Genomic DNA, 24,058 nt, shown 5'->3' with positions numbered 1-24,058 from the left:
TGCCGGCCTTGAAGGAAGGGGGACGGATGCCGGCAAGGCCGGCGCCCGCGATTACGGTGCCCAGTGGACGCGCAGTTTGTTTCCCGGCGCGTTGATCGCGGCCAGGATCGGGTAGGTGTGCACGTCGCCCGAGGCCAGCGCGGCTTCCAGCACCTCCAGCTTCTGCTTGCCGCGCAGCAGCAGCAGGCGATGGCGGATGGGGGCCAGGCCCTGCGGGGTGAGGGTGATGCGCAGGTGCCAGTCCTTGGCCACCGGGCAGCCGGTGGCGTCCAGCGCGGCATAGGCCTGGCGGCTCTGCAGCGCGCGGTCCAGGTCCTTCGAGCCGGGGAACAGCGAAGCGGTATGCCCATCGTTGCCCATGCCCAGCACCACCAGCGTGGCCGGCAGCGCATGCTCGGCCAGCAGGTTGGCGGTGTGCACGCACTCGGCGATCGGCCGGCCGACCCGCACCAGCGGGTCGAAATGCGCGCCCTCGGCGAGCTTGAGGAAGCTGTTGCGCACCAGCCATGCATTGCTGTCATGGTCCTGCGGCGAGAGCCAGCGCTCGTCGGCCAGGCCCACCTCCACGCGCGCCCATTCCAGCGGCTGCTCGGACAGCATCTCGTACACCGGTGCCGGCGTGGTACCGCCGGACAGGAGCATGCGGGCGCGGCCGTGCTGCTTGATGTCCTGTTGCAGGAAGCCCGCCATTTCCTTGGCTACGCTTTCGGTCCAGTCCTCGTCGTTGCCGTGGCGGACAAGCGTGATGCGGTCGGAAACAGCGGCGTTCATGCGGGGGTTCCTCGTGTAGCGTGCTGCAGGTCCAGCGCATAGGCGGTGGCGCCGAGCAGGCCGGGGCAGGGGTGGACGATGGCCATCGACGGAATCTGCGACATCGTCGCAGTGAAGCGGCCCTTGCTTTCGAAACGGGGGCGGAAGCCGGACAGCTGCAGTTGCTGCAGCAAGCGCGGCACCAGCCCGCCGGTCAGGAACACGCCATCCCAGGCGCCCTGCACCAGCACGGCATCGCCAGCCACGGCACCGAAGATCTCCAGGAACACTTCCACCGCACGGGTCGCGATCGCGTCGCCTGCGGCGGCGCGGGCGGTCACGTCCGACGGTGCCAGCTGGCCGGGGTCGGTGCCGGTGATCTCGCTCAGGGCGCGGTGGATGTTGACCAGGCCCGGGCCACAGACCAGCCGTTCATTGGAAACCCGGCCGAACTGCGCCGAGAGGAGCTCCAGGATGCGGATCTGCTCCGGGTTGGCCGGTGCGAAGCTGGTATGGCCGCCTTCGGTGGCGAGCGGGTAGTTGCGCCCGTCGCGCACCACCAGGCCGCCCACGCCCAGCCCGGTGCCCGGGCCGATCACGCAGTAGTTGCGGGGTTCGCCGGCCGGTGCCGGCTCCCAGCTGGCGCCGCCGATCTGCACCACGTCGGCCGGCCCCAGCAGCGCGATCGACATGGCCTGGGCGACGAAGTCGTTGATCAGGTGCAGCTGCTCGAAACCCAGCTGGGCGGCGGTACGCGAGCGCGAGATCACCCACGGATGGTTGGTGATGCGTGCTTCGTCGCCATCCACGCGCCCGGCCACGGCGAACACGCCGCTGCTGGCAGTGGCGCCCTGCTCTTGCAGGTAATGGGCGGCGGCATCGGCGAGCGAGCCGAACTGTGCGACCGGGTACTCGACGATGCTGCCCTGGTTCAACGGAGCGGCGAGGGAGAGGTCGGCCAGCGCGAAGCGGGCGTTGGTGCCGCCGATGTCGGCGACCAGGACCGTCGTCGACGCGCTCACGGCGCGTCCCCGTCTTCGGCCCTGGCCTCGGCGACGATGTCGCCCGGCAGGAAGTGGGCCGCGTCACGCGGGCCCCAACTGCCGGCGGCGTACGGTTCCATCGCCTGTTCGGAAGCCTTCCAGGCATCGCTGATGCTGTCGATCCAGGCCCAGGCCGCGCGCACTTCGTCGTCGCGCACGAACAGGGCGTGGTTGCCGTTGAAGGCGTCCAGGAACAGGCGCTCGTAGGCGATGCGACGGTGCAGGCCGGTCGGGACCGACAGTTCCAGTTCCAGCGGTTGCAGTTCCAGCGCGCCCCATTCCGGGCCGGCCAGCGAGCTCATCAGGCCGAGCTGGATGTTTTCCTGGGGCTGCAGCTGGAAGGTCAGGCGGTTGGCGCTGGCGTGGTGGCGGGTCGGGCGCTCGAACAGCCAATGCGTGACCGGCTTGAGGTTGACCTCGATGCGGGTGGTGCGCTCGGGCAGTCGCTTGCCGGTGACCATGTGGAACGGCACGCCGGCCCAGCGCCAGTTGTCGATGTGCGCGGTGACGCCGACGAAGGTTTCCGCTTCGCTGCCTTCCGGCGGCTGGTAGGCCTGCACCGGCTGGTCGTTGATGGTGCCGGCGGTATAGCGGCCACGCACCGAATCCTTGGCCGCATGGCGGGCGTCGAACGGGCGCAGGGCACGCAGCACCTTCACCTTCTCGTCGCGGATGCGGTCGGCTTCCAGCGAGGCCGGCGGCTCCATCGCCACCAGGCACAGCAGCTGCAGGATGTGGCTCTGGACCATGTCGCGCAGCGCGCCGGAGCGCGAGTAATAGGAGTCACGGCCATCCACGCCGTCGCTCTCGGCGACCATGATGTGCACGGACTCGATGTAGTTGCGGTTCCACACCGCCTCCAGCAGCGTGTTGCCGAAGCGCAGGGCCATCAGGTTCTGCACCGCGGCCTTGCCCAGGTAGTGGTCCAGGCGGAACACGCGGTCTTCGTCGATCCACTTGCCGATGGTCTGCAGGATCTCCTCGGCGCTGGCGCTGTCCGAGCCGATCGGCTTTTCCAGCATCAGCCGGTGCGGTGCGGCCAGCGCGCCCCCCAGGGCCAGCCCTTCGCAGGTGGAGATGTACAGGCCCGGCGGGATCGCCAGGTAGCTCACGCACCTGCGGTCGACCAGGTCCTTGACGGCCTCGGCCACCGACTCGGCGTTGCGCAGGTCCACCGAACGGTAGTCGATGCGGCGCAGCAGGTCGTTGATGTCTTCCTGGCGGGCCTGCGGCATGGCCTGCTCCAGGCGCGGGCGCAGGATGTCGTGGAACTTGGCGGTGTCGTGCGGTGACAGCGCCAGGGCACGAACCTTGAAGTCTTCCGGCAGCAGGCCATCGCCAAGCAGGCGCAACAGGGAGGGGAACAGGTAGCGCTGGGCCAGATCGCCTGTGGCACCGAACAGGAAGAGGGTATCGTGCATTTCTCGAGTTTCGTGTGCGGATGACATCGTTGTCAATTGTTTGTATTCAAGGAACTGGAGCCTTGGGCTGCTTGCGTCTGCCGGGGCCGGGGGAGGGGGCATTGCAGTCAATGCCAGTGCCGCGAACGCCGCGGTCCGCAGGGCGGAACCGCTTGTTCATCTGGGCTGGCAAATGGAAAAACGGAACCGGGATGTTGCCATATGAATATGCTTACTGTGCACACGGTTTCGGATGTATACGATTGCACTGTGTCAATGCAGGCATTGGCATGAAGTGATTTGCCCGTTTGCGGGCACAGTGCCGGAAGTGGCGATGTCAACGAGGTGGTGATGGCCAAGGTGAGCTTCGAGGGTGTGCGCAAGGTCTACGACAACGGCCAGGTGGCCGTGCACGGGGCCAGTTTCGAGATCGCCGACGGCGAGTTGATGGTGCTGGTCGGGCCATCGGGTTGTGGCAAGTCCACACTGTTGCGGATGGTGGCCGGGCTGGAGGACATCAGCGCCGGCACGCTGCGTATCGGGGATCGTGTCGTCAACGACGTGGCTCCGAAGGATCGGGACATCGCCATGGTGTTCCAGAACTACGCGCTGTACCCGCACATGACCGTCGCCGAGAACCTGGCCTTCGGCCTGAAGCTGCGCGGCCATGACAAGGCCGAGGTGCAGCGCCGCGTGCAGGGCGCCGCCGACGCGCTGGGCCTGACGACGATGCTGGACAAGCTACCGCGCGCGATGTCCGGCGGCCAGCGCCAGCGCGTGGCGCTGGGGCGTGCGCTGGTGCGCGAGCCGGAGGTGTTCCTGCTCGACGAGCCGCTGTCCAATCTGGATGCCAAGCTGCGCCATACCGTGCGCACCGAGATCGCCCAGCTGCATCGCAAGCTGGGCAGCACGATGATCTACGTCACCCACGACCAGGTCGAAGCGATGACGCTCGGCCAGCGGATCGTGGTGTTGAACGAAGGCGTGATCCAGCAGATCGACACGCCGATGGCGCTCTACGACCGCCCGGCCAACCTGTTCGTGGCCGGCTTCCTCGGCAGTCCGGCGATGAACGTGCTGCGCGGCGTGCTGCACCGGGACGCGCAGGGAGCGGCCTGGTTGCGGCTGGGCGACGGCACCGAGGTGCCGTTGGGAGCGGCGGTGATAGCGCCGGAATGGGTGGGCCGCGAACTGGCGGTGGGCGTGCGGCCGGAGCACCTGCAGCCTGCCACCGGGGAGGGGGCGTTCGCCGCGCGGATCGAGGGTATCGAGCCGGTGGGCAACGAGATGTTCGTGAATCTGCGCCTCGGCGCGCAGGCGCTGGTCATCCGGGTGGCGCCGCAGGCCCTGCCGCAGGTCGGGCAGGAACTGCAGGTGGCGGTGAGGCCGTCGGCGCTGCACTTCTTCGATGCCGCCAGCGGCAATCGCGCCGAGGCGCCCGGGGCTGGTTGAGCCCCGGCACCCGGCTCAGCGCGCCAGGCCGTCCAGCAGCGGCATGATGTGGGCGTCCGCGTCGAGGACCTGCAGCGGACCCTCGGCCATCTCCAGTGGCAGGACGGCCAGCGCCAGCACGCCAGCGCTACTGGCCACACTGCCGATGGTGGCGCCGTTCTGGCTGACCGCGGTACCGGCTTCGGGCGTGGCCACGGTGTGCAGCAGGGCCAGCGAGCGCTTGGCCTTGCCCAGGAAATGGGTGCGGGCCACGATTTCCTGGCCGGGATAGCAGCCCTTCTTCACGCTGTAGGCGGCCAGCCGGTCCAGCCCCAGTTGCTGGGGCGTCCATTGCTCGCGCTGGGCATCCACCAATCGCGGCAGCCCGAAGCGCAGGTCGCTCTGCCGCCAGGCCAGCTCCTCGCCGGGGGTGGCGGCCGCGGTTGCCGGCCCGAGCAGCAGGGTGCGGGGCAGGGCCAGGTTGCCGACATCCAGCTCGACCACGTCACCGTCGCGCCGCGCGATCCGCGCACCATCGGCCTCGGTCGGGGCCTGCAGCGCCGCATTCACGCTCAGTGTGTCGGCATGGCTGACCACCACCTTGCGACGGAACACGAAGCGGCGCAGTTGCTCGGCGATGGCCGCCGCGCCGCCGTCGTGGCAGACCAGCAGCAGCTCCTGCGCATCCAGTCGCAGCAGCTGGAAGATGGCGATCACGCGGCCCTTGGCGGTCAGCCAGGCGCTCCATTGCCAATGGCCATCGGCCAGCGAAGGGATGTCGTTGGCGAACTGGGCCTGGGCGAAAGCGACCGCATCCGGGCCGGAAAGGCGCACGATCTGCGCCATGGCCAATGTGCGGAAACCGTTGAAAGCGGGGGCGAGGTTGTCAGACACGTGACTGGGGACTAAAATTTGTGCGTTGCGAGACCGACCATGATAGGCCAAACAACCCCCACTCCCGAGACCGAAGCTGAAGCCCCGTCGACCCCCGAGAAGCAGCCGCTTCCCGAGGCCACGCCGGTGCCGCAGGAAATCGGTGGTCGCGGCGGACTTGATCCGGTGCGATATGGCGATTGGGAAAAAAACGGGCGCTGCATCGATTTCTGAGCAGCGTTGAGCCAACGCGGCATTGTGCCGCCCAGCCGAGATAACGAGTCAGCGAATGGCGAACAGACCCCGCCCCCTTTCTCCGCACCTGCAGGTGTATCGCTGGCAGATCCAGATGGCCACCTCGATCCTGCATCGAGCCACCGGCATCATTCTGGCTGTCGGCGCCCTGATCATCGCAGGCGGTTTGCTCGCCCTGATGATGGGCCCTGAGTCCTGGAGCTGCTTCACCACCCACGCCAGCGCCTGGTACGGCAAGGTGATCCTGTTTGGCTGGAGCTGGTGCTTCGCCTACCACCTGTGCAATGGCATCCGCCACATCGTGCAGGACTTCGCCATCGGCTACGCCAAGCCCACCTTCATCCGCAGCAGCTGGATCTCGGTGATCGCCTCGCTGGTCATCACCGCCGCGATCTGGGCCTACGTCTGCATGGGAGCCGCCGCATGAGCAAGTTCCGTACCCCGCTCAAGAACGCACGCGGCCTGGGCAGCTCCAAGTCCGGCACCGAGCACTTCATCCACCAGCGCCTGACCGCCACCGCGCTGGTCGCGCTGACCATCTGGTTCCTGTGCCTGGTGCTGAGCCTGCTCGGCGCCGACTACGTCACCGCCGTGGAAACTGTTTCCAAGCCGTGGAATGCAATCCTGCTGGTCGGCTTCCTGGTCGCCATGTTCTGGCACGCCCAGCTTGGCCTGCAGGTGGTGCTCGAGGATTACATCCACAACTCGCTGATGGCCCTGGCCCTGCAGACCACGGTCAAGTTCGTCGCCGTGCTCGGCGCGATCGTCAGCATCTTCGCGGTCGCCCGCATCGCGCTTGGGAACTGATACATGTCCGCTTACAACATCACTGAACACAAGGTCGACATGGTGGTCGTCGGCGCCGGTGGCGCTGGCCTGCGTGCGACCTTCGGCCTGGCCCAGAAGGGCCTGCAGACCGTCTGCATCACCAAGGTCTTCCCGACCCGCTCGCACACCGTTGCAGCACAGGGTGGCATCTCCGCCGCGCTGGCCAACATGGGCGAGGACGACTGGCGCTACCACTTCTACGACACCATCAAGGGCTCGGATTGGCTGGGTGACCAGGACGCCATCGAGTACATGTGCCGCGAGGCCATCCCGGCCATCATCGAGCTGGAACACTACGGCGTTCCGTTCTCGCGCACCGAAGAAGGCAAGATCTACCAGCGTCCGTTCGGTGGCATGACCACCAAGTACGGTGAAGGCCCGTCCGCGCAGCGTACCTGCGCCGCCGCCGACCGTACCGGCCACGCCATTCTGCACACCCTGTACCAGCAGTCGCTGGCGCACAACGCGCAGTTCATGATCGAGTACTTCGCACTCGACCTTATCTTCGACGACGAAGGCGTCTGCCGCGGCGTGCTCGCCCTGGACATGGCCGAAGGCACCCTGCACCTGTTCCGTTCGCAGGGCGTGGTGCTGGCCACCGGCGGCTATGGCCGTGCCTACTTCAGCGCTACCTCGGCGCACACCTGTACCGGTGACGGCGGTGGCCTGGTGGCCCGTGCCGGCCTGCCGCTGCAGGACATGGAATTCGTGCAGTTCCACCCGACCGGCATCTACGGTGCCGGCTGCCTGATCACCGAAGGCGTGCGAGGCGAGGGTGGCATCCTGCGCAACAGCAGCGGCGAGCGTTTCATGGAACGCTACGCACCGCATTACAAGGACCTGGCATCGCGTGACGTGGTGTCGCGTTCGATGACCATCGAAATCCGCGAAGGCCGCGGCGTCGGCGAGCACAAGGACCACATCCTGCTCGACCTGACCCACCTGGGCCCGGGCGTGATCGACAAGAAGCTGCCGGGCATCGCCGAGAGCGCCCGCATCTTCGCCGGCGTCGACGTGCACAAGCAGCCGATCCCGGTGATCCCGACCGTCCACTACAACATGGGTGGCATCCCGACCAACTACCACGGCGAAGTGGTGCGCAAGGTCGGCGACAACCCGGATGCCGTGGTGCCGGGCCTGTACGCCATCGGCGAAGCGGCCTGCGTGTCGGTGCACGGCGCCAACCGCCTGGGCTCGAACTCGCTGCTCGACCTGGTGGTGTTCGGTCGCGCCGTGGCCAACCGCTGCGCCGAGACGATCAAGCCGGGTGCCTCGCACAAGACCCTGCCGTCCGACGCCTGCGACAAGGCGCTGGGCCTGCTGGACAAGCTGCGCCACGCCAATGGCGATACGCCGACCGCCGTCATCCGCGACAACATGCAGCGCACGATGCAGAACGATGCTGCCGTGTTCCGTACCAGCAAGACGCTGGAGGAAGGCTGCAAGAAGATGGCCGAGGTGTTCGACTCGTTCCAGGACGTCAAGGTCTCCGACCGTTCGCTGGTCTGGAACTCGGACCTGATCGAGACCTACGAACTGAACAACCTGCTGCTCAACGCCGTTGCGACCATCAACTCGGCCGAACAGCGCAAGGAAAGCCGCGGCGCCCACGCGCACGAGGACTTCCCGGACCGCGACGACGTCAACTGGCAGAAGCACACGCTGGTCACCGTCGACGACAAGGGCAAGTGCAGCTTCGACTACCGTCCGGTGCACATGTACACGCTCAGCGATGACGTGTCCGTCGTGCCGCCGAAGCCGCGTGTCTACTGATCCGGGGAACCTACGAACATGGCTGAATTTGCACTTCCGAAGAACTCCCGGATCACCAGGGGCAAGCACTTCCCCGCCAAGGGCGGCGCGAAGAACACGCGCACCTTCAAGATCTACCGCTGGAGTCCCGACGACGACCAGAATCCGCGTACCGACACCTACGAGATCGATCTCGATGCGTGCGGCCCGATGGTCCTGGACGCGCTGATCAAGATCAAGAACGAGATCGACCCGACCCTGACCTTCCGTCGCTCCTGCCGCGAAGGTATCTGCGGTTCGTGCGCGATGAACATCGACGGCACCAACACGCTGGCCTGCACCCGCGCCATCGCCGATTGCGGCAAGGCCGAGGTGCCGATCTACCCGCTGCCGCACATGGACGTGGTCAAGGATCTGGTTCCGGACCTGACCCACTTCTACGCGCAGTACGCCTCGATCAAGCCGTGGATCCGCACCCAGACCCCGGCACCGCCGGACCGCGAGCGCCTGCAGTCGCCGGAAGACCGCGAGAAGCTGGACGGCCTGTACGAGTGCATCCTGTGCGCGTGCTGCTCGACCAGCTGCCCGAGCTACTGGTGGAACGGTGAGCGTTACCTGGGCCCGGCGATCCTGCTGCAGGCCTACCGCTGGATCATCGACTCGCGTGACGAGGACACCGGTGCACGCCTGGACGATCTGGAAGATCCGTTCAAGCTGTACCGCTGCCACACGATCATGAACTGCGCACGGACCTGCCCGAAGGGGCTGAACCCGGCGCTGGCGATCGCCGAGATCAAGAAGCTGATGATGGCGCGCCGCGCCTGATGCTTGAATGATGTCCTTCTCCCGCGTGCGGGAGTTGGTGCTTGATATCCTTCTCCCGCAAGCGGGAGAAGGTGCCCCGAAGGGGCGGATGAGGGTAGGGGCGACGCCTGCTGCCATCGATTTCGCGGGAGCTTCGCTCCAACCCTCACCCCAACCTCTCTCCCGGCGGGAGAGGGGCTTTGGTATCCGAGGTATCCGAAGCCATGCAGACCGAAGACGAAATCCTGTTGAAGAAGCTGCGTTGGCGTTGCCGGCGCGGCATGCGCGAGCTCGACCAGTTGTTCGGCCGGTACCTTGACCGTCGCTGGCTGCAGGCGCCTGCCGAAGAACGCGCGGTTTTCCTGCAGTTGCTGGAAACCGAAGACGATAAGTTGTGGCGTTGGTCCATGGGCTACGAGGCCTGTCCGGATGCGCCGCAGGCAGAGCTGCTCTCCTATATCCGCTCCCTTCCGGTATGAGTGCCGGCCGTCACGCTGGCTGCTGGCCGCGCTGACGCTGCTGGGAGGGCTGGCCGCATTGGCGGCATTGACGTGTGACCTGCAGGCCCCCGTGGCCTGGCCGTTGGCCGTGCTCGGGCTGGCAGGGTCGTGGCGGCTGGTGCGCCGCGAATGGCAGCAGCCGGTGGTGCAACTGCTGATCCCCTCCGGCGCGCAGCCGGCCCGGCTGGACGACCGGTCGCTGGACCGCCTGGAACTGCTCGAACGCGGGCCATTGGTACTGCTGCGCTGGCAATCCGACGGGCGACGGGGCTGCCTGCTGTTTGGGCCGGACAACCTGCCGCAGGCACGACGACGTGAACTGCGTCTGGCCGTGCGCGCCCATGCCGTTTCCCGCCAAGCAGGGACAATGGCACCATAGCGGCACTTCCCGGGCACACGCGCATGTTCAAACCCTTACCCGTCGCAATCGGATTGCGTTACCTGCGAGCCAAGCGCCGCAACGGCTTCATCTCCTTCATCTCCATGGCCTCGATCCTCGGCATCGCGCTGGGCGTGACCGTGCTGATCACCACACTGGCGGTCATGAGCGGCTTCCAGAAGGAAATCCGCGATCGCCTGCTGCAGATGTCGGCGCACGCCACCGTCAGCGCCGATGGCGAGCCGATGACGAACTGGCAGCACGCCATCGATGTGGCGATCAAGGACCCGCGCGTGGCCGGTGCCGCACCCTACATCGAGATCCAGGGCATGCTGGCCGGCCCGCGCGTGCAGGGTGCCATCGTGCAGGGCGTGGATCCCGCGCAGGAGCCCAAGGTGTCGGTGCTGGCCGACAAGATGCAGAAGGGCTCGCTGGATGATCTGAAGCCGGGCGAGTTCAACATCGTGCTGGGCAAGGAACTGGCCTTGTGGCTGGGCGTGGACGTGGGCGACAACGTGGTCGCCACGCTGGCCGAGGTGCAGGGCACGCCGATGGGTGCGATGCCGCGGGTCAAGCGCTTCACCGTCAGCGGCATCTTCGAGGCCGGTTCCAACGAGGTCGATCGCGGCCTGGCCTTCGTCAACATGCAGGACATGCAGCGCGTGCTGCGCATGGATGGCGTCACCGGCGTACGCCTGAAGATGCATGACATGGACCAGGCCTACACCGTGGCCCGCGACCTGGCGATCAACCTCAACGGCTACTACCGGGTCAGCGACTGGACCCAGGAGAACGCCAACCTGTACCACTCGCTGCGCATGGAAAAGACGGTGATGGGCATCCTGCTGTCGCTGATCATCGCCATGGGCGCGTTCAACCTGGTGTCCTCGCAGGTGATGCTGGTCACCGACAAGCAGGCCGACATCGCGATCCTGCGCACGCTGGGCCTGACCCCGGGCGGGGTGATGCAGGTGTTCATGGTGCAGGGCACGCTGATCGGCGTGTTCGGCACGATTGCCGGCGTGCTCGGTGGCATCACCCTGACGCTCAACCTGGAGCGCATCCTCGGCCTGATCGAGTCGGCCTTCAACATCAAGCTGCTGCCGGAAGACGTGTACTACATCACCGGCCTGCCGACCGACATGCAGACCAGTGACATCGTCATCATCACCGCCGTGGCGTTGCTGATGAGCTTCGTCGCCACCCTGTACCCCGCGTGGCGCGCCGCCCGCACCCAACCGGCCGAGGCGCTGCGTTATGAGTAAGAACCCGATGGAATCCGTGATCCGTGCCGAGGGCCTGGGCAAGACCTACGCCGAGGGCAAGATGCACACGCCGGTGTTCGATGGGCTGGACCTGGACGTGAAGCCCGGCGAGACGGTCGCCATCGTCGGTGCGTCAGGTGCCGGCAAGAGCACGCTGCTGCACCTGCTGGGTGGCCTGGATGTTCCCACCGCGGGCGAGGTCTACGTGGCCGGGCACCGGATGTCGGCGTTGTCCGACACCGAGCGCGGTCGCCTGCGTAACCGCTCGCTGGGCTTCGTCTACCAGTTCCATCACCTGCTGCCGGAGTTCACCGCGCTGGAAAACGTGATGATGCCGGTGATGCTGGATGAGAAGAGTCCTGTCCCCGGACGCCGCTGGGTGGCCACGAGCATTGCGACGGTCTGTTTCGCCACGCTGGCCTCGGTCAGGACCGGGCACTGGATCTTCCTGTGGCTTGCCTTGGGGTTGTGGCTTGCAGGGCTGCTCGGGGTGGGTGTCATCTCGTACTGGAGTGGACGGAAGAAGGTTGTTGCCGCCCGTCAACGGGCGACCGAAATACTGGAGGCCGTGGGGCTGGGACATCGCGTGCACCACAAGCCGGGCGAGCTGTCCGGTGGTGAGCGCCAGCGTGCTGCGGTGGCGCGGGCGCTGGTCAACAATCCTGCCTGCATCCTGGGTGACGAACCCACCGGCAACCTGGATGACAAGACCGCGGGCACCGTGTTCGAGCTGATGCTGGCATTGAACCGCAGGTACCAGACCAGCCTGGTGCTGGTCACCCATGACCGCAGCCTGGCCCGCAAGTTGGATCGGGTGCTGGAGCTGCGCGAGGGCCGCCTGCACCAGCTGGAGCGCAGCGAGGTCTGAGGCCGGGGATGTTTCTCGCCAATTCACCCGGACGGGAGGATGATCCTGCCTGGATGTTGCGTGGTTTTCTTTCCCGGTAAGAGGAGTCGTGCCATGAAGAAGGTGCTTGTCGCATTGATGGCTGCCGCAGCCTTGGCCGGCTGTGCCACGGCAGGGAAGCTGAGCAGCAGCGAGCGGCTGGAGTTGTACCGCGCCCATGCCGGCGCGCCGGTGAACAGCTTCCGGTACTTCGGTTCGTTCAACGGCTGGACCGAACTGGGTGACAGTGCGTTGGCGGTCTGGACCAAGCCGAGCGAGGCGTGGCTGCTGAGCCTGAGTGGGCCATGCATGGATCTGTCCTACGCGCCGGCCATCAGCATCACCAACATGATGGGCCAGGTGTCGGCACGCTTTGATCGCGTGGTGGTGTTGGGCAGCGGGCCGGTCGGTCGTGTGCCATGCCGCATCGAGAGCATCCAGCCGCTGGACGTGAAGGCGCTGCGGGCGTCGGAGAAGGAACTGCGCGAGGCCAAGGTCGCCGAGCGTGCCGCCGACCAGGCGGCCGACGACAAGTAACCAACACGGTAGGGCGGCGCCAGGCGCCGCGGGGTGTTGCTGGCAGCGTCAGGTGCCGGGCATGGCCCGGCACCTCTCGTCCTGGCCGGTGTCAGGCCTCGGGGGCGACGTAGCCGGCAGGCTTCTCGGCACCGCCGGAGAACAGGTACTTCACCAGTTCTTCTTCCAGGAAAGCGCGGTGCTTCGGGTCGCGTGGCGACAGCCGGTTTTCGTTGATCAGCATGGTCTGGTGCGCCAGCCAGCTGGCCCACGCCTGCTTGCCGATGTTGGCGAAGATGCGCTGGCCCAGTTCGCCGGGGTAGGGCACGAAGTCCAGACCTTCGGTTTCGCGTTGTTCGTACTGGCAGAAGACGGAACGGGGCATGGCGTGGTCCTGTGATGTCAGTGCGCGCGATGGCGCTCAAGCAGTTTGCGGATGGGAGCGGGCAGGCCGAGGTTGGCCAGCTCCGTGCGGGATACCCAGCGCAGGTCGGCATTGTCGCCAACCCGGGCACGCAGGGCGACCTTGCGGGCGTTCAAGGGCTGCAGGTGCAGCCGGTAATGGCTGAAGGTGTGCACGATCAACGGCAGTTCTTCGGCATTGTCGTAATCACCCTGGATGTGGGTGGCGAACCATTCGCGCATCAGTGCGTCGGTATCGGCCTGCGGCAGCGTCCATAGCGAGGCCCAGATGCCGGTCGGCGGGCGCTTGAGCAGCAGGATCCGCCCCTGGGCATCCTCCAGCAGCAGGGCCGTGGCCTCGCGCTCGGGCAGGGTCTTGCTCGGCTTGGGCGTGGGCAGTGCGTCGACCAGTCCTTCGGCATGGGCAAGGCAGTTGCCCTGCAGCGGGCACAGGATGCAGGCCGGTTTGGCGCGGGTGCACAGCGTGGCACCGAAATCCATCTGGGCCTGGGTGTAGTCAGCCATGCGGCCGGCGGGCACCTGGGTGACATGCGCTGCGGCCAGCCCCCACAGCTGCTTCTCGATGGCCGGCTGGCCGGGGAAGCCGACGATGCCGTGGTAACGGGTCAGCACGCGCTTCACGTTGCCATCAACGATCGGGAACGGGTCGTTCCAGGCCTGGCTGAGGATGGCGCCGGCAGTGCTGCGACCGATCCCGGGCAGGGCGAGCAGGGCATCGAAGTCACGTGGCAGGTCACCGTCATGCCGTTCGAGGCATTGCTTCGCCGCGGCATGCAGGTTGCGGGCGCGGGCGTAGTAGCCCAGGCCGGCCCAGTTGGCCATCACCGTGTCGTTGTCGGCCCTGGCCAGATCAGGAAGGGTGGGGAATGCCTGCATGAAGCGGTGGAAGTACGGGATGACCGTGGCCACCTGGGTCTGCTGCAGCATGATCTCCGACAGCCACACCCGATACGGCGAACGCGGATGCTGCCACGGCAGGTCATGGCGTCCGTGCTGGTCGAACCAGGTCAGTAGTTGGCTGGGGAAGCTGGACATGGACTCGCAGGCGATGGCGACTTTGAAGCCCTTCTCCCTGCGGGAGAAGGTGCCCCGAAGGGGCGGATGAGGGCAGGGGGGGGCGCTGGTGCTGCGTGGGGGCTTCGCTCCCGTGGGCCCTCACCCCACAACCCCTCTCCCGCACGCGGGAGAGGGGCTTCAGGTCAGTTGCTGCCCAGCGCCTGCGGCAGCAGGGCGTCGACGAAGGCTTCCGGGTCGAACACGCGCAGGTCTTCCGGGCGCTCGCCGATGCCGGCGAAGCGGATCGGGATGCCGAACTCGCGGGCCAGCGCGAAGACCACGCCGCCCTTGGCGGTGCCGTCCAGCTTGGTCACCACCAGGCCAGTGACGCCGGCGGCGGCATGAAACTGACGCACCTGTGACAGCGCGTTCTGGCCGGTGGTGCCGTCGATGACCATCAGCACTTCGTGCGGTGCGGTGTCGTCGATCTTGCCGAGCACGCGGCGGATCTTGCTCAGCTCGTTCATCAGGCCGGTCTGCGTGTGCAGGCGGCCGGCGGTGTCGGCGATCAGCACGCTGGTGCCGCGGGCCTTGCCGGCCTGCAATGCGTCGAAGGCGACCGAGGCGGCGTCGGCATTCTGGCCCTGTGCGACCACGGCCACGCCGTTGCGCTCGCCCCAGATCTGCAGCTGGGCCACAGCAGCGGCGCGGAAGGTGTCACCGGCGGCCAGCATCAGGCTGTGACCCTGGTCCTTGAAGCGCTTGGCCAGCTTGCCGATGGTGGTGGTCTTGCCCACGCCGTTGACGCCAACGGTGAGGATCACGAACGGCTTGGCCCGGGTGTCGATGACCAACGGCTGGGACACCGGTTGCAGCAGCGCGATCAGGTCGGCGCGCAGTGCAGCCAGCAGGGCGTTGGCATCGGCGAACTCACGCGACTTCATGCGCTTGCGCAGGCTTTCCACCAGCGCGGTGGTGGCCGGTACGCCGACGTCGGCGGTGATCAGCGCGGTCTCGATCTCGTCCAGCAGGTCGTCGTCGAGCTTGGGGTTGCGCGAGAACAGGCCGCCGAAGCTGCGGGCGAACACGCTGTTGCGCAGGCGGTCGCGCCAGCCGACCTTGCCGGCCGGAGCAGCGGGCGCGGCGTTGGCGGGGATCAGGGCGTCATCGGTTTCGGTCGCGCTCGATGCGGCGACGTCTTCAATGGCGAGGGGGGCGGGAGCGGGTGCCACCTCCGCCTGGGGCGCAGGTGCGCTTGCGACCGGCGCGGGCTCGGCAACGACGATGGGCTCCGGCGCGGCTTCGGTGGCCGGCTCGGCCTGGACCGGGGTTTCGGCGATGGCGGCTTCTGCGGCGGGCGCTTCAACCGGAGGCTGGACGAACGCCGCGGCGAGGTCGGCTTCTGCCGAGGCTTCGGCCGGTGCCTTCGGGAACGCGGCGGCCAGGTCTTCCGCGCTCAGCGTGGACGGCTTTGCAGGCGGTTGTGCGTCGTCGGTCTTCTTGCGGCGGAAAAAGCTGAACATGGAGGAAAAAGGCCTGAAATCAGATGCATATGCTACCACCGGCGGTTGTGTCGCCGGGGTGGGGTGAAAAGCTTGCCCCTCGCCAAGCCACCCCTTCGCTGCGCGAAAGGGTGGGTGCTCAAGCCCCTCTCCCGTTTACGGGGTGAAGAGGGGCACTCGCGAACCACGGGTTCGCGCCCCGATGAACGCCCCTTGCATCAGCGCAACGGCCGGCGCGCGGGGCGGCGGCTGTACTGCTGGGGTGGGATGAAATGCTTACCCCTCCCCAACCCTCCCCTTCGCTGCGCGAAAGGGAGGGGGCCAAAGGCCCGCTCCCGGTCAATCAGACCGACAGCTCCAGCAGCAGCTTGTTGAGGCGGCGGACGTAGCCGGCCGGGTCCTTCAGGCTATCGCCCGCGGCCAGCGCGGCCTGGTCGAACAGCACGTGGGCCAGGTCGTTGAAGCGGTCCGTGTCGGCCTCGGCATCCAGCTTCTCGATCAGCGGGTGGGCCGGGTTGAACTCGAACACTGGCTTGCTGTCCGGCACCTTCTGGCCGCTGGCTTCCAGGATCTGGCGCATCTGCAGGCCCAGGTCCTGCTCGCCGATGGCCAGGATGGCCGGGGAGTCGGTCAGGCGGTGCGAGACGCGCACTTCAGCGACGTCTTCGCCCAGAGCGGTCTTCAGGCGCGTGACCAGGGCTTCCTTGGTCTTGGCGACTTCTTCCTGCGCCTTCTTGTCTTCCTCGGTTTCGAGTTTCCCCAGGTCCAGGTCACCGCGTGCGATGTCCACGAACGACTTGCCGTCGAACTCGTGCAGGTAGCTCATCAGCCACTCGTCGATGCGGTCGGTCATCAGCAGCACTTCGATGCCCTTCTTGCGGAACACTTCCAGGTGCGGGCTGTCCTTGACCTGCTGGAAGCTCTCGCCGGTCAGGTAATAGATCTTGTCCTGGCCTTCGATCATGCGGCCGATGTAGTCGGCCAGCGCCACGCTCTGCTCGCCGCTGGCGTCATGGGTGGAGGCAAAGCGCAGCAGGCCGGCGACCTTCTCGCGGTTGTTGAAGTCTTCGGCCGGGCCTTCCTTCAGCACCTGGCCGAAGTTGGTCCAGAAACCGGCATAGGCCTCGGGCTGGTCCTTGGCCAGTTTTTCCAGCATGTCCAGCGAACGCTTGGTCAGCGCGGACTTCATCGAGTCGATCACCGGGCCGGACTGCAGGATCTCGCGCGAGACGTTCAGCGGCAGGTCGTTGGAATCGACCACGCCCTTGATGAAGCGCAGGTACAGCGGCAGGAACTGCTCGGCCTGGTCCATGATGAAGACGCGCTGCACGTAGAGCTTCAAGCCCTTCGGCGCATCGCGGTGGTACAGGTCGAATGGCGCACGACCCGGGGTGTACAGCAGCGAGGTGTACTCGAGCTTGCCCTCGACCTTGTTGTGGCTCCACGCCAGCGGGTCGGCCGGGTCATGCGCGATGTGCTTGTAGAACTCCTTGTACTCCTCGTCGGAGATCTCGGACTTGGAACGGGTCCACAGCGCATTGGCGCGGTTGACGGTTTCCCACACCGGGGTGGCCGGCGTGTCGGCTTCCTCGCCGTGGTGTTCCTTCTGCAGCTCGATCGGCAGGCCGATGTGGTCGGAGTACTTCTTGATCAGGCTGCGCAGCTGCCAGCCGTCGGTGAAGCCTTCCTCGCCTTCCTTCAGGTGCAGCACGATGCGGGTGCCGCGCTCGGGCTTGTCGATGGTTTCCACCTCGAACTCGCCTTCGCCGCGCGAGGACCAGTGCACGCCCTCGCTGGCCGGCAGGCCGGCGCGACGGCTGTACACGTCGACCTGGTCGGCGACGATGAAGGCCGAGTAGAAGCCCACGCCGAACTGGCCGATCAGGTTGGAGTCCTTCTTCTGGTCGCCGGACAGGTTCTTCAGGAACTCGGCGGTGCCGGACTTTGCGATGGTGCCCAGGTGGGCGATGGCTTCATCGCGGCTCAGGCCGATGCCGTTGTCGTCGATGGTCAGGGTGCGGGCGGCCGGGTCGGCCTCGATGCGGATGCGCAGCTCGCCGTTGCCTTCCAGCAGCTCCGGCCGGGTCAGCGCCTCGAAGCGCAGCTTGTCGCTGGCATCGGCGGCGTTGGACACCAGCTCGCGCAGGAAGATCTCCTTGTTCGAGTACAGCGAGTGGATCATCAGGTGCAGCAGCTGCTTCACCTCGGTCTGGAACCCGCGGGTTTCCTTGTGGCTCTGTGCGTTCATCGGTCGGGGATGCTCCGTGGCTGAGGTGCCGCGCCCGGCGCGGCGGCTGACACAGGGGTAGGGGTGAATGGGCGATTTTCAAGGTCGGCACCCGGAGCGAGGGGCTGGTCTATCATCTGCGGCCTGATTCAGCTGTCCTGTGGGTGCCTGCCGATGCCTTCCCTTCGCCGACCGTTGCCATTGGCCCTGCCGGGAGGGGCCGCATGAGCCGTGGGCGCGCTGGCGGTGCGCCGCCGACGGGTGCCGGGCAGGTGCGCATCATCGGTGGCCGCTGGCGCAATACCCGCCTGCAGGTGCCGCAGGTCCAGGGGCTGCGTCCCACCAGCGACCGGGTCCGCGAGACCCTGTTCAACTGGTTGATGCCCAAGTTGCCCGGTGCGCGGGTCCTGGACCTGTTCGCCGGCAGCGGTGCGCTGGGGCTGGAAGCGGTGTCGCGCGGCGCGGCCTCGGCGCAGCTGGTCGAACGCGACCCGGGCCTGGTGGCGGCATTGCGGGGCATGGTGTCCCGGCTGGATGCGGCCGCGCAGGTGGAGGTGGTCAGCGGCGACGCCCTGCGCTGGCTGGAAAGTGCATCGCCGGCGCGGGCCGACATCGTGTTCCTGGACCCCCCGTTCGCGGCAGGTCTGTGGGAACAGGTGATCGCGCGCCTGCCACGGCACCTGGCCGACGATGCCTGGTTGTACATGGAGGCCCCGGCCGGATCGATGCCGGCACTGCCGGCAGGCTGGAGCCTGCACCGCGAAGGGGGAACCCGCGATGTGGCCTATGCCCTGTATCGGCAAGCCACTGTTACACTTCGCGGCGACATGAACGCGACTGAACCCGCATGACCACGCCCAACCGCCGCATTGCCGTTTACCCGGGTACGTTCGACCCGATCACCAACGGTCACATCGACCTGGTGAACCGCGCTGCGCCGCTGTTCGAGAAGATCGTGGTCGGCGTGGCGCAGAGCCCCTCCAAGGGCCCCACGTTGCCGCTGGAGCTGCGTGTGTCGCTGGCGGTGGAAGCCCTGCAGCACCACGACAACGTGGAAGTCGTGGGCTTTGACACCCTGCTGGCCCATTTCGTGCGCGCCTGCCATGGCGGCGTGCTGCTGCGTGGCCTGCGCGCGGTGTCCGATTTTGAATACGAGTTCCAGATGGCGAGCATGAACCGCCACCTGATCCCCGAGGTCGAGACCCTGTTCCTGACCCCGTCGGAGCAGCACAGCTTCATCTCCTCCTCGCTGGTGCGCGAAATCGCCCGGCTGGGGGGCGATGTGTCCGGCTTCGTGCCGGCCACCGTGCTGGAAGCGTTGCGTAAGGCCCGCGAAGCCCGCGCGGGCAAGTGAAACATCCGAACAGCCGTACAGAACCTCAAAAGGGAGAAGAAACATGAAGAACACGATGCGCGTGATGCTGGCCGCTTCGATGGTGCTGGCTTTCACCGCCTGCAAGAAGGAAGAGGCCGCTCCGGTGGCGGAAGCCCAGCAGGCGCTGGTTGCCCCGGCCAAGGACGACGATGCGGGCTGGAAGAAGTACCTGCAGGCCGTGGCCGTGCAGAACATGGGCAACATCACCGCCAGCCCGTTCCTGTACTACCTCCCGCCGGAATCGGACCCGGAATTCGCCGCCAAGTACGACCGCCAGGTCGAGAGCGCCACCACCGCCATCGGCCGTGGCATCCAGCCGGGCAACATGCTGGCCTTCGGTTCCTCGGCCTCGGCCAAGATGGCCGACATGATCGAAGCCGCCTTCAAGGGCGTGCAGGCTGATTCGATGAAGAACGTGCGCGTGGTGTTCATCGGCGATGCCGCCGACAACGCCCGCGTGCAGACCATCGTCAAGCCGACCGGCGCCGACTACATCTTCGTCGAAGCCAAGTAATGCGATGGGGCAGGGCCGCGATGCGGCCCTGCCTTGCTTCAAGGCGCGGGTGGCAGGCGTTGGAGGCGACGCAGGCAACACCGGCGATGATGTGATTGCAGGCGTTCCTTCGTGGAAGCCTTGTCAGCCTCGCGGCTGAAGCCGCTCCTGCACCGGGAGCGGCGTGGTTGGTTGAATGTCCCGTCGCAACGGGAAGGCAGGAAGTGGCATGTCCCTGAAAATCAATGAGCTCTGCGTCAACTGCGACGTCTGTGAGCCCGCCTGCCCGAACCAGGCCATTTCAATGGGCGAGACGATCTACGTGATCGATCCGGCCCGTTGCACCGAATGCGTCGGCCATTTCGACGAGCCGCAGTGCGTGGTGGTCTGCCCGGTCGAATGCATCGACCCGGACCCGGACATCCCCGAGACACAGGATCAGTTGCTGGCCAAGTTGCACGGGCTGCAGCGTGATCATCCCGAACTTTACGAACCGGAGAACCCGCAGGCATGAAACCCATCGCCCGTTCCCTGTTGTTGTGTGCGTTGTTGTTGAGCCCGAGCGTGTGGGCGTCGGAGGCCGCGCCGGCGCGCGCGGCCCATCCGGACGGTGCGGTGATCGCCAGCGGCCATTCGCTGGCCACCGATGCCGGCATGGAGATCCTGGCCAAGGGCGGCAACGCATTCGACGCGGCGGTGGCCGTGTCCTCGACATTGGCCGTGGTCGAGCCGATCAGCTCGGGCCTGGGCGGCGGCGGTTTCTTCCTGTTGCACGACGCCAGGACCGGCAAGGACGTGATGCTGGATGCGCGCGAGACCGCGCCCGAATCCGCCACGCCGGACCAGTTCCTGGACAAGAACGGTGACCTGGACCGCGACCGCTCGGTCAACGGTGCGTGGTCGGCCGGCATCCCCGGCCTGCCGGCGGCGCTGGTGCAGATTGCCCGCGAGCATGGCCGCCTGCCGTTGAAGGATTCGTTGGCGCCGGCCATCCGCGTCGCCACCGACGGCTTCCCGGTGTACGCACGCATGGCACGGGGCTATGCCTCGCGTGCGGAGGTGATGGAACGCTACCCCGGGACGCGCGAGGTGTACCTGCGCAATGGTCGCCCGATCGCCGAAGGCGACGTGTTCAAGCAGCCCGAGCTGGCGCATACGCTGCAGCTGCTGGCCGACCGTGGTTTTGACGGCTTCTACCGCGGTGAGACTGGCCGCAAGCTGCTGGCCGGCGTGAAGCAGGCCGGTGGTCGCTGGACCGCCGAGGAACTGGCCGGCTACACGGTCAAGACCCGTGATCCGATCGTCTTCAACTATGGCGACTGGAAGATCACCACCGCGCCGCCGCCATCCTCCGGTGGCATCGCGCTGGCATCGATGCTGCAGATCCTGGAAGGCTGGGACCTGGACAAGATGGACGCCGCCCACCGTACCCACCTGGTGGTGGAAGCGATGCGCCGCGCCTATCGCGACCGCACCTTCTTCCTGGGCGACCCGGACTTCGTCGACATCCCGCAGAAGGTGTTGACCAGCCGCGACTACGCGCAGGGCCTGCGCGCGACCATCCATCCGGAGAAGGCCACGCCGAGCGACCTGCTGTCGGGCAATCCGACGCCGCTGGAAGACGACGAGACCACGCACTTCTCCATCATCGATGCCGAAGGCAACCGCGTCGGCGGCACCCAGACGGTGAACCTGCTGTACGGCTCGGGGTTGATCCCGGCCGGCACCGGCGTGCTGCTCAACAACGAGATGGATGACTTCGCGCTCAAGCCGGGTACCCCGAACGCCTTTGGCGTGATGGGTTACGAGGCCAATGCACCGAAGAAGGGCAAGCGCATGCTCAGCTCGATGACGCCCACCTTCATGGAGAAGGACGACAAGGTGGTGGTGATCGGCACGCCGGGTGGCAGCCGCATCATCACCATGGTGCTGCTGGGCATCCTGGGCTACGACGATGGCCTGACCGCGCAGCAGGTCGCCGCGCTGCCGCGCTACCACCACCAGTGGCTGCCGGACCTGATCGAAGCCGAGGACGGTACCTTTGACGCGGAGACCGTGAAGCAGTTGCAGGCGATGGGCCACAAGATCGACCTGCCCGGCGACAGCGCCGCCGGCGGCCGTGGCTCCAGTCATGTGTGGGGCAACCTGCAGACGGTGGAATGGGACCGCAGCACCAACACGCTGTACGGCGGTAGCGATCCGCGTAACCCGGTGGGCAGTGCACGGGTCGAGAAGCCGGTCAAGGCCGACTGATCCGGCGCTACCGACGTGGTGATGGGAACCCCGCTTTCGAGCGGGGTTTTTCTTTGACGGGCTTCCGGGGCTGACCGCTGCGTGGCAGGTAGCCGGGCAGGGCGTGGGCCCGAGCCGGCCCTGTCGCGGGAGGCTGGGGCCAGCGAGGCCACACGTCCCGGTGGGGTGGCGGACACGGCGTGCCGGTGGCCGATCGCGTCAATAATTCGCCACTCACAACTTGCGAATATTTAACGTGCGCCGGTTAGAATTTTTCACATGAAACTTTGGTCGATCCGCGGTAATTCGCAGAAGCTCGATGGTGGTGCCATGTTCGGCAACGCGCCCAAGGCGTTGTGGGAAAAGTGGTCGCCGTCGGATGAACTCAATCGCATCGAACTGGCTTGCCGGGCGCTGCTGGCCAGCCCGCTGGGCGGCAAGACGGTGCTGTTCGAAACCGGCATCGGCGCGTTCTTCGAACCCAAGCTGCGCGAGCGCTACGGGGTGATGGAGCCGCGCCACATCCTGATCGATTCGCTGCGCGAGGCAGGTTTCGAGCACGAGGACATCGATGTGGTGGTGCTCAGCCACCTGCATTTCGATCATGCCGGCGGCCTGCTGGCACCGTGGTCGGAGGGGCGTGAGCCGGAGCTGCTGTTCCCCAATGCCACCTTCGTCGTCGGTGCGGCCCATTGGGAGCGTGCCCGCCATCCGCATCCGCGCGACCGGGCCAGTTTCATCCCGGAACTGCCGGGGTTGCTGGAAGCCAGTGGCCGGCTGGAAGTGGTGTCGGGTGCCCACTCGAAGGCACTGGGCGAATCGGTGCGCTTCAGCTTCAGCGACGGGCATACGCCAGGGCTGATGCTGGCCGAGATCGTCGGCCCGGAACAGGTCAACGGCCAGCCGCGCGGCGGCGTGGTGTTCTGCGCCGACCTCATTCCCGGGCGCTCCTGGGTACATGTCCCGATCACCATGGGCTACGACCGCAATGCGGAGCTGCTGATCGACGAGAAGCGCGCCTTCCTGGAGGACAAGCTGGCCCGCAACGTGCACCTGTTCTTCACCCACGACCCGCAGTGCGCAATGGCACAGGTAGTGCGTGACGAGAAGGGCCGTTTCGCCACCGCGCACGAGGTCGGCGAGTTGAAGGCACGCACGCTGGCGGCCTGAGCTGACCAACGGCACGAAAAAAACTGACTTCCGGCACTGAATCGCGAGGGCGCCGGAGAGGACATTGACCCCATCCTTTGATGCGGAGTCGATGCCATGAATATTTCCCGCCTGATCCGTCGTGCTGCCTTCTGCGCGCTGCTGCTGGTGCCATCCGTCGTGGCGCTGGCGGCCCCGTCCCGGGTGGAGCCGCTGCAGGTGAGCGCGCAGCGTTCCACCACGATGGCGGTATGGGAGCCGGCGCAGGTGCGTGGCGTGGTGCTGTTCTCATCCGGCCATGGCGCGTGGCCGGAGCGTTACGAGCGGCTGTTCCAGACGTGGGTGGACGCCGGCTTCGCAGTGCTGGCGCCAGTCCACGTGGATTCGATGAAGTACCCGGAGCGCGACAAGTTCACCCTGCAGCAGAGCCTGGGCGAGCGCTTCAGCGACATGCGCGCCACCAGCGCCTACGCTGCCGCGCATTGGCCGGGCAAGCCGGTGGCCGCTGCCGGGCACAGCCTGGGTACGCTGATATCGACCGCGCTGGGCGGTGCGCTGGCCACGCTGGGGCCGCTGCGTGATCCGTCCGTGGTCGCGGTGCTGGGCTTTTCCTCGCCGGGCAAGATTCCCGGCCTGATCGGGCCGGACAGCTATGCCTCGCTCGCGGTCCCGCTGCTGGAGGTCACCGGTGACAAGGACGTGGTGCCGGGCTTCGTGAGCAACCCCGCCGATCACCTGTACGCGGTGGAAACGGCACCGGCCGGGGACAAGACCGGCGTGGTGCTGGCTGGCGGCGACCACAACCTGATCGGCGGCGAGCCGGAGGCGTTGTTTGATCGCGCCCGGCAGCTGGGGACGGCATTCCTGCAGGCCGAGCTGCTGGATGATCCGCAGGCGCGGGCCGCGTTGGCTGCGCCGGCAGCGGCTGGAGAGCAGTGGCTGCGTCGCTGAAGGGGAGAACAGCGCTGCCCCCGGATGT

Annotated in this window: 26 protein-coding genes; 18 read left to right on the top strand and 8 right to left on the bottom strand. The window is 66.8% G+C overall.

Features of this window, described 5'->3' with window-relative positions; genetic code table 11:
• Positions 1-51 precede the first annotated feature (51 nt).
• Genes pgl through zwf form a run of 3 tightly spaced genes read right to left on the bottom strand, consistent with a single transcriptional unit; the run spans position 52 to position 3,214 of the window.
• The gene (gene pgl / locus ACIPR8_RS14775) at positions 52-771 is read right to left on the bottom strand and encodes a 6-phosphogluconolactonase (RefSeq protein ID WP_446541484.1); all 720 of its coding nucleotides are present in this window, start codon (positions 769-771) and stop codon (positions 52-54) included.
• Positions 768-1,772 carry a glucokinase gene (gene glk, locus ACIPR8_RS14770; RefSeq protein ID WP_192286029.1) on the bottom strand — a complete coding sequence of 335 codons (1,005 nt, stop codon included), beginning with the start codon at positions 1,770-1,772 and terminating at the stop codon, positions 768-770. The genes pgl and glk overlap by 4 nt, the downstream gene beginning before the upstream one ends.
• The gene (gene zwf / locus ACIPR8_RS14765; RefSeq protein WP_192286028.1) at positions 1,769-3,214 is read right to left on the bottom strand and encodes a glucose-6-phosphate dehydrogenase; all 1,446 of its coding nucleotides are present in this window, start codon (positions 3,212-3,214) and stop codon (positions 1,769-1,771) included. The genes glk and zwf overlap by 4 nt, the downstream gene beginning before the upstream one ends.
• A gap of 330 nt (positions 3,215-3,544) precedes the next feature.
• Here zwf and ACIPR8_RS14760 point away from each other — a divergent pair, with 330 nt between their 5' ends.
• Complete coding sequence (locus tag ACIPR8_RS14760; RefSeq protein ID WP_446541483.1) at positions 3,545-4,645, top strand: ABC transporter ATP-binding protein; 1,101 nt, start codon at positions 3,545-3,547, stop codon at positions 4,643-4,645.
• Positions 4,646-4,660: 15 nt separating this feature from the next.
• Here ACIPR8_RS14760 and ygfZ read toward each other — a convergent pair whose 3' ends face one another.
• Entirely contained in the window at positions 4,661-5,518 is an 858-nt protein-coding gene (gene ygfZ, locus ACIPR8_RS14755; protein WP_192286026.1) for a CAF17-like 4Fe-4S cluster assembly/insertion protein YgfZ, read from the bottom strand.
• Positions 5,519-5,557: 39 nt separating this feature from the next.
• On the opposite strand from ygfZ, the gene ACIPR8_RS14750 reads away from it, so the two are divergent.
• The 10 genes from ACIPR8_RS14750 (at position 5,558) to ACIPR8_RS14705 (ending at position 12,703) form a co-directional block, all read left to right on the top strand.
• Entirely contained in the window at positions 5,558-5,731 is a 174-nt protein-coding gene (locus ACIPR8_RS14750) for a DUF1674 domain-containing protein (RefSeq protein WP_132863055.1), read from the top strand.
• A gap of 55 nt (positions 5,732-5,786) precedes the next feature.
• Positions 5,787-6,179 (top strand): succinate dehydrogenase, cytochrome b556 subunit, encoded by a 393-nt coding sequence (gene sdhC / locus ACIPR8_RS14745; protein ID WP_132863056.1) that lies wholly within the window; start codon positions 5,787-5,789, stop codon positions 6,177-6,179.
• The gene (gene sdhD, locus ACIPR8_RS14740; RefSeq protein ID WP_132863057.1) at positions 6,176-6,559 is read left to right on the top strand and encodes a succinate dehydrogenase, hydrophobic membrane anchor protein; all 384 of its coding nucleotides are present in this window, start codon (positions 6,176-6,178) and stop codon (positions 6,557-6,559) included. Before sdhC ends, sdhD begins: the two co-directional genes overlap by 4 nt.
• A 3-nt stretch (positions 6,560-6,562) precedes the next feature.
• Positions 6,563-8,353, top strand: a complete 1,791-nt coding sequence (gene sdhA, locus ACIPR8_RS14735) for a succinate dehydrogenase flavoprotein subunit (RefSeq protein WP_192286025.1) — start codon at positions 6,563-6,565, stop codon at positions 8,351-8,353.
• An 18-nt stretch (positions 8,354-8,371) separates the two neighbouring features.
• Positions 8,372-9,157 (top strand): succinate dehydrogenase iron-sulfur subunit, encoded by a 786-nt coding sequence (locus ACIPR8_RS14730; RefSeq protein ID WP_446541482.1) that lies wholly within the window; start codon positions 8,372-8,374, stop codon positions 9,155-9,157.
• 203 nt (positions 9,158-9,360) lie between these two features.
• On the top strand, positions 9,361-9,615 hold the full coding sequence (locus tag ACIPR8_RS14725) for an FAD assembly factor SdhE (RefSeq protein WP_132863060.1): 255 nt from the start codon (positions 9,361-9,363) through the stop codon (positions 9,613-9,615).
• Positions 9,566-10,015: a hypothetical protein gene (locus tag ACIPR8_RS14720; RefSeq protein ID WP_446541481.1), complete on the top strand. Its 450-nt coding sequence runs from the start codon at positions 9,566-9,568 to the stop codon at positions 10,013-10,015. Before ACIPR8_RS14725 ends, ACIPR8_RS14720 begins: the two co-directional genes overlap by 50 nt.
• A 23-nt stretch (positions 10,016-10,038) precedes the next feature.
• Positions 10,039-11,280 (top strand): lipoprotein-releasing ABC transporter permease subunit, encoded by a 1,242-nt coding sequence (locus ACIPR8_RS14715; RefSeq protein WP_132863062.1) that lies wholly within the window; start codon positions 10,039-10,041, stop codon positions 11,278-11,280.
• Between the two features lie 7 nt (positions 11,281-11,287).
• A complete protein-coding gene (locus ACIPR8_RS14710) occupies positions 11,288-12,148 on the top strand; it encodes an ATP-binding cassette domain-containing protein (RefSeq protein WP_446541480.1) in 861 nt (286 codons plus the stop codon).
• 93 nt (positions 12,149-12,241) lie between these two features.
• Complete coding sequence (locus ACIPR8_RS14705; protein WP_313254467.1) at positions 12,242-12,703, top strand: DUF6491 family protein; 462 nt, start codon at positions 12,242-12,244, stop codon at positions 12,701-12,703.
• Between the two features lie 91 nt (positions 12,704-12,794).
• Here the strand turns inward: ACIPR8_RS14705 and ACIPR8_RS14700 are convergent, their stop codons facing one another.
• The 4 genes from ACIPR8_RS14700 to htpG form a co-directional block, all read right to left on the bottom strand.
• A complete protein-coding gene (locus ACIPR8_RS14700; RefSeq protein WP_192286021.1) occupies positions 12,795-13,067 on the bottom strand; it encodes an oxidative damage protection protein in 273 nt (90 codons plus the stop codon).
• Between the two features lie 17 nt (positions 13,068-13,084).
• On the bottom strand, positions 13,085-14,140 hold the full coding sequence (mutY, locus tag ACIPR8_RS14695; RefSeq protein WP_446541479.1) for an A/G-specific adenine glycosylase: 1,056 nt from the start codon (positions 14,138-14,140) through the stop codon (positions 13,085-13,087).
• A gap of 164 nt (positions 14,141-14,304) precedes the next feature.
• Positions 14,305-15,624, bottom strand: a complete 1,320-nt coding sequence (gene ftsY, locus ACIPR8_RS14690; RefSeq protein WP_446541478.1) for a signal recognition particle-docking protein FtsY — start codon at positions 15,622-15,624, stop codon at positions 14,305-14,307.
• 322 nt (positions 15,625-15,946) lie between these two features.
• Positions 15,947-17,851 carry a molecular chaperone HtpG gene (gene htpG / locus ACIPR8_RS14685; protein WP_446541477.1) on the bottom strand — a complete coding sequence of 635 codons (1,905 nt, stop codon included), beginning with the start codon at positions 17,849-17,851 and terminating at the stop codon, positions 15,947-15,949.
• Between the two features lie 203 nt (positions 17,852-18,054).
• Here htpG and rsmD point away from each other — a divergent pair, with 203 nt between their 5' ends.
• From rsmD to ACIPR8_RS14650, 7 genes are all read left to right on the top strand, one after another.
• Positions 18,055-18,681, top strand: a complete 627-nt coding sequence (rsmD, locus tag ACIPR8_RS14680) for a 16S rRNA (guanine(966)-N(2))-methyltransferase RsmD (protein WP_446541476.1) — start codon at positions 18,055-18,057, stop codon at positions 18,679-18,681.
• Positions 18,678-19,184 carry a pantetheine-phosphate adenylyltransferase gene (gene coaD / locus ACIPR8_RS14675; RefSeq protein WP_192286016.1) on the top strand — a complete coding sequence of 169 codons (507 nt, stop codon included), beginning with the start codon at positions 18,678-18,680 and terminating at the stop codon, positions 19,182-19,184. The genes rsmD and coaD overlap by 4 nt, the downstream gene beginning before the upstream one ends.
• A gap of 43 nt (positions 19,185-19,227) precedes the next feature.
• Complete coding sequence (locus tag ACIPR8_RS14670) at positions 19,228-19,719, top strand: hypothetical protein (RefSeq protein WP_132863070.1); 492 nt, start codon at positions 19,228-19,230, stop codon at positions 19,717-19,719.
• A gap of 208 nt (positions 19,720-19,927) precedes the next feature.
• Complete coding sequence (locus ACIPR8_RS14665) at positions 19,928-20,212, top strand: YfhL family 4Fe-4S dicluster ferredoxin (protein ID WP_132863071.1); 285 nt, start codon at positions 19,928-19,930, stop codon at positions 20,210-20,212.
• On the top strand, positions 20,209-21,951 hold the full coding sequence (ggt, locus tag ACIPR8_RS14660; protein ID WP_446541475.1) for a gamma-glutamyltransferase: 1,743 nt from the start codon (positions 20,209-20,211) through the stop codon (positions 21,949-21,951). The genes ACIPR8_RS14665 and ggt overlap by 4 nt, the downstream gene beginning before the upstream one ends.
• 258 nt (positions 21,952-22,209) lie before the next feature.
• Entirely contained in the window at positions 22,210-23,100 is an 891-nt protein-coding gene (locus ACIPR8_RS14655) for an MBL fold metallo-hydrolase (RefSeq protein WP_132863073.1), read from the top strand.
• Positions 23,101-23,196: 96 nt separating this feature from the next.
• Positions 23,197-24,030 carry an alpha/beta hydrolase family protein gene (locus ACIPR8_RS14650; protein WP_446541474.1) on the top strand — a complete coding sequence of 278 codons (834 nt, stop codon included), beginning with the start codon at positions 23,197-23,199 and terminating at the stop codon, positions 24,028-24,030.
• Positions 24,031-24,058 lie beyond the last annotated feature (28 nt).

Source organism: Stenotrophomonas sp. LARHCG68 (genome assembly GCF_052871705.1).
This window is presented reverse-complemented; position numbering and strand designations above follow the sequence as displayed.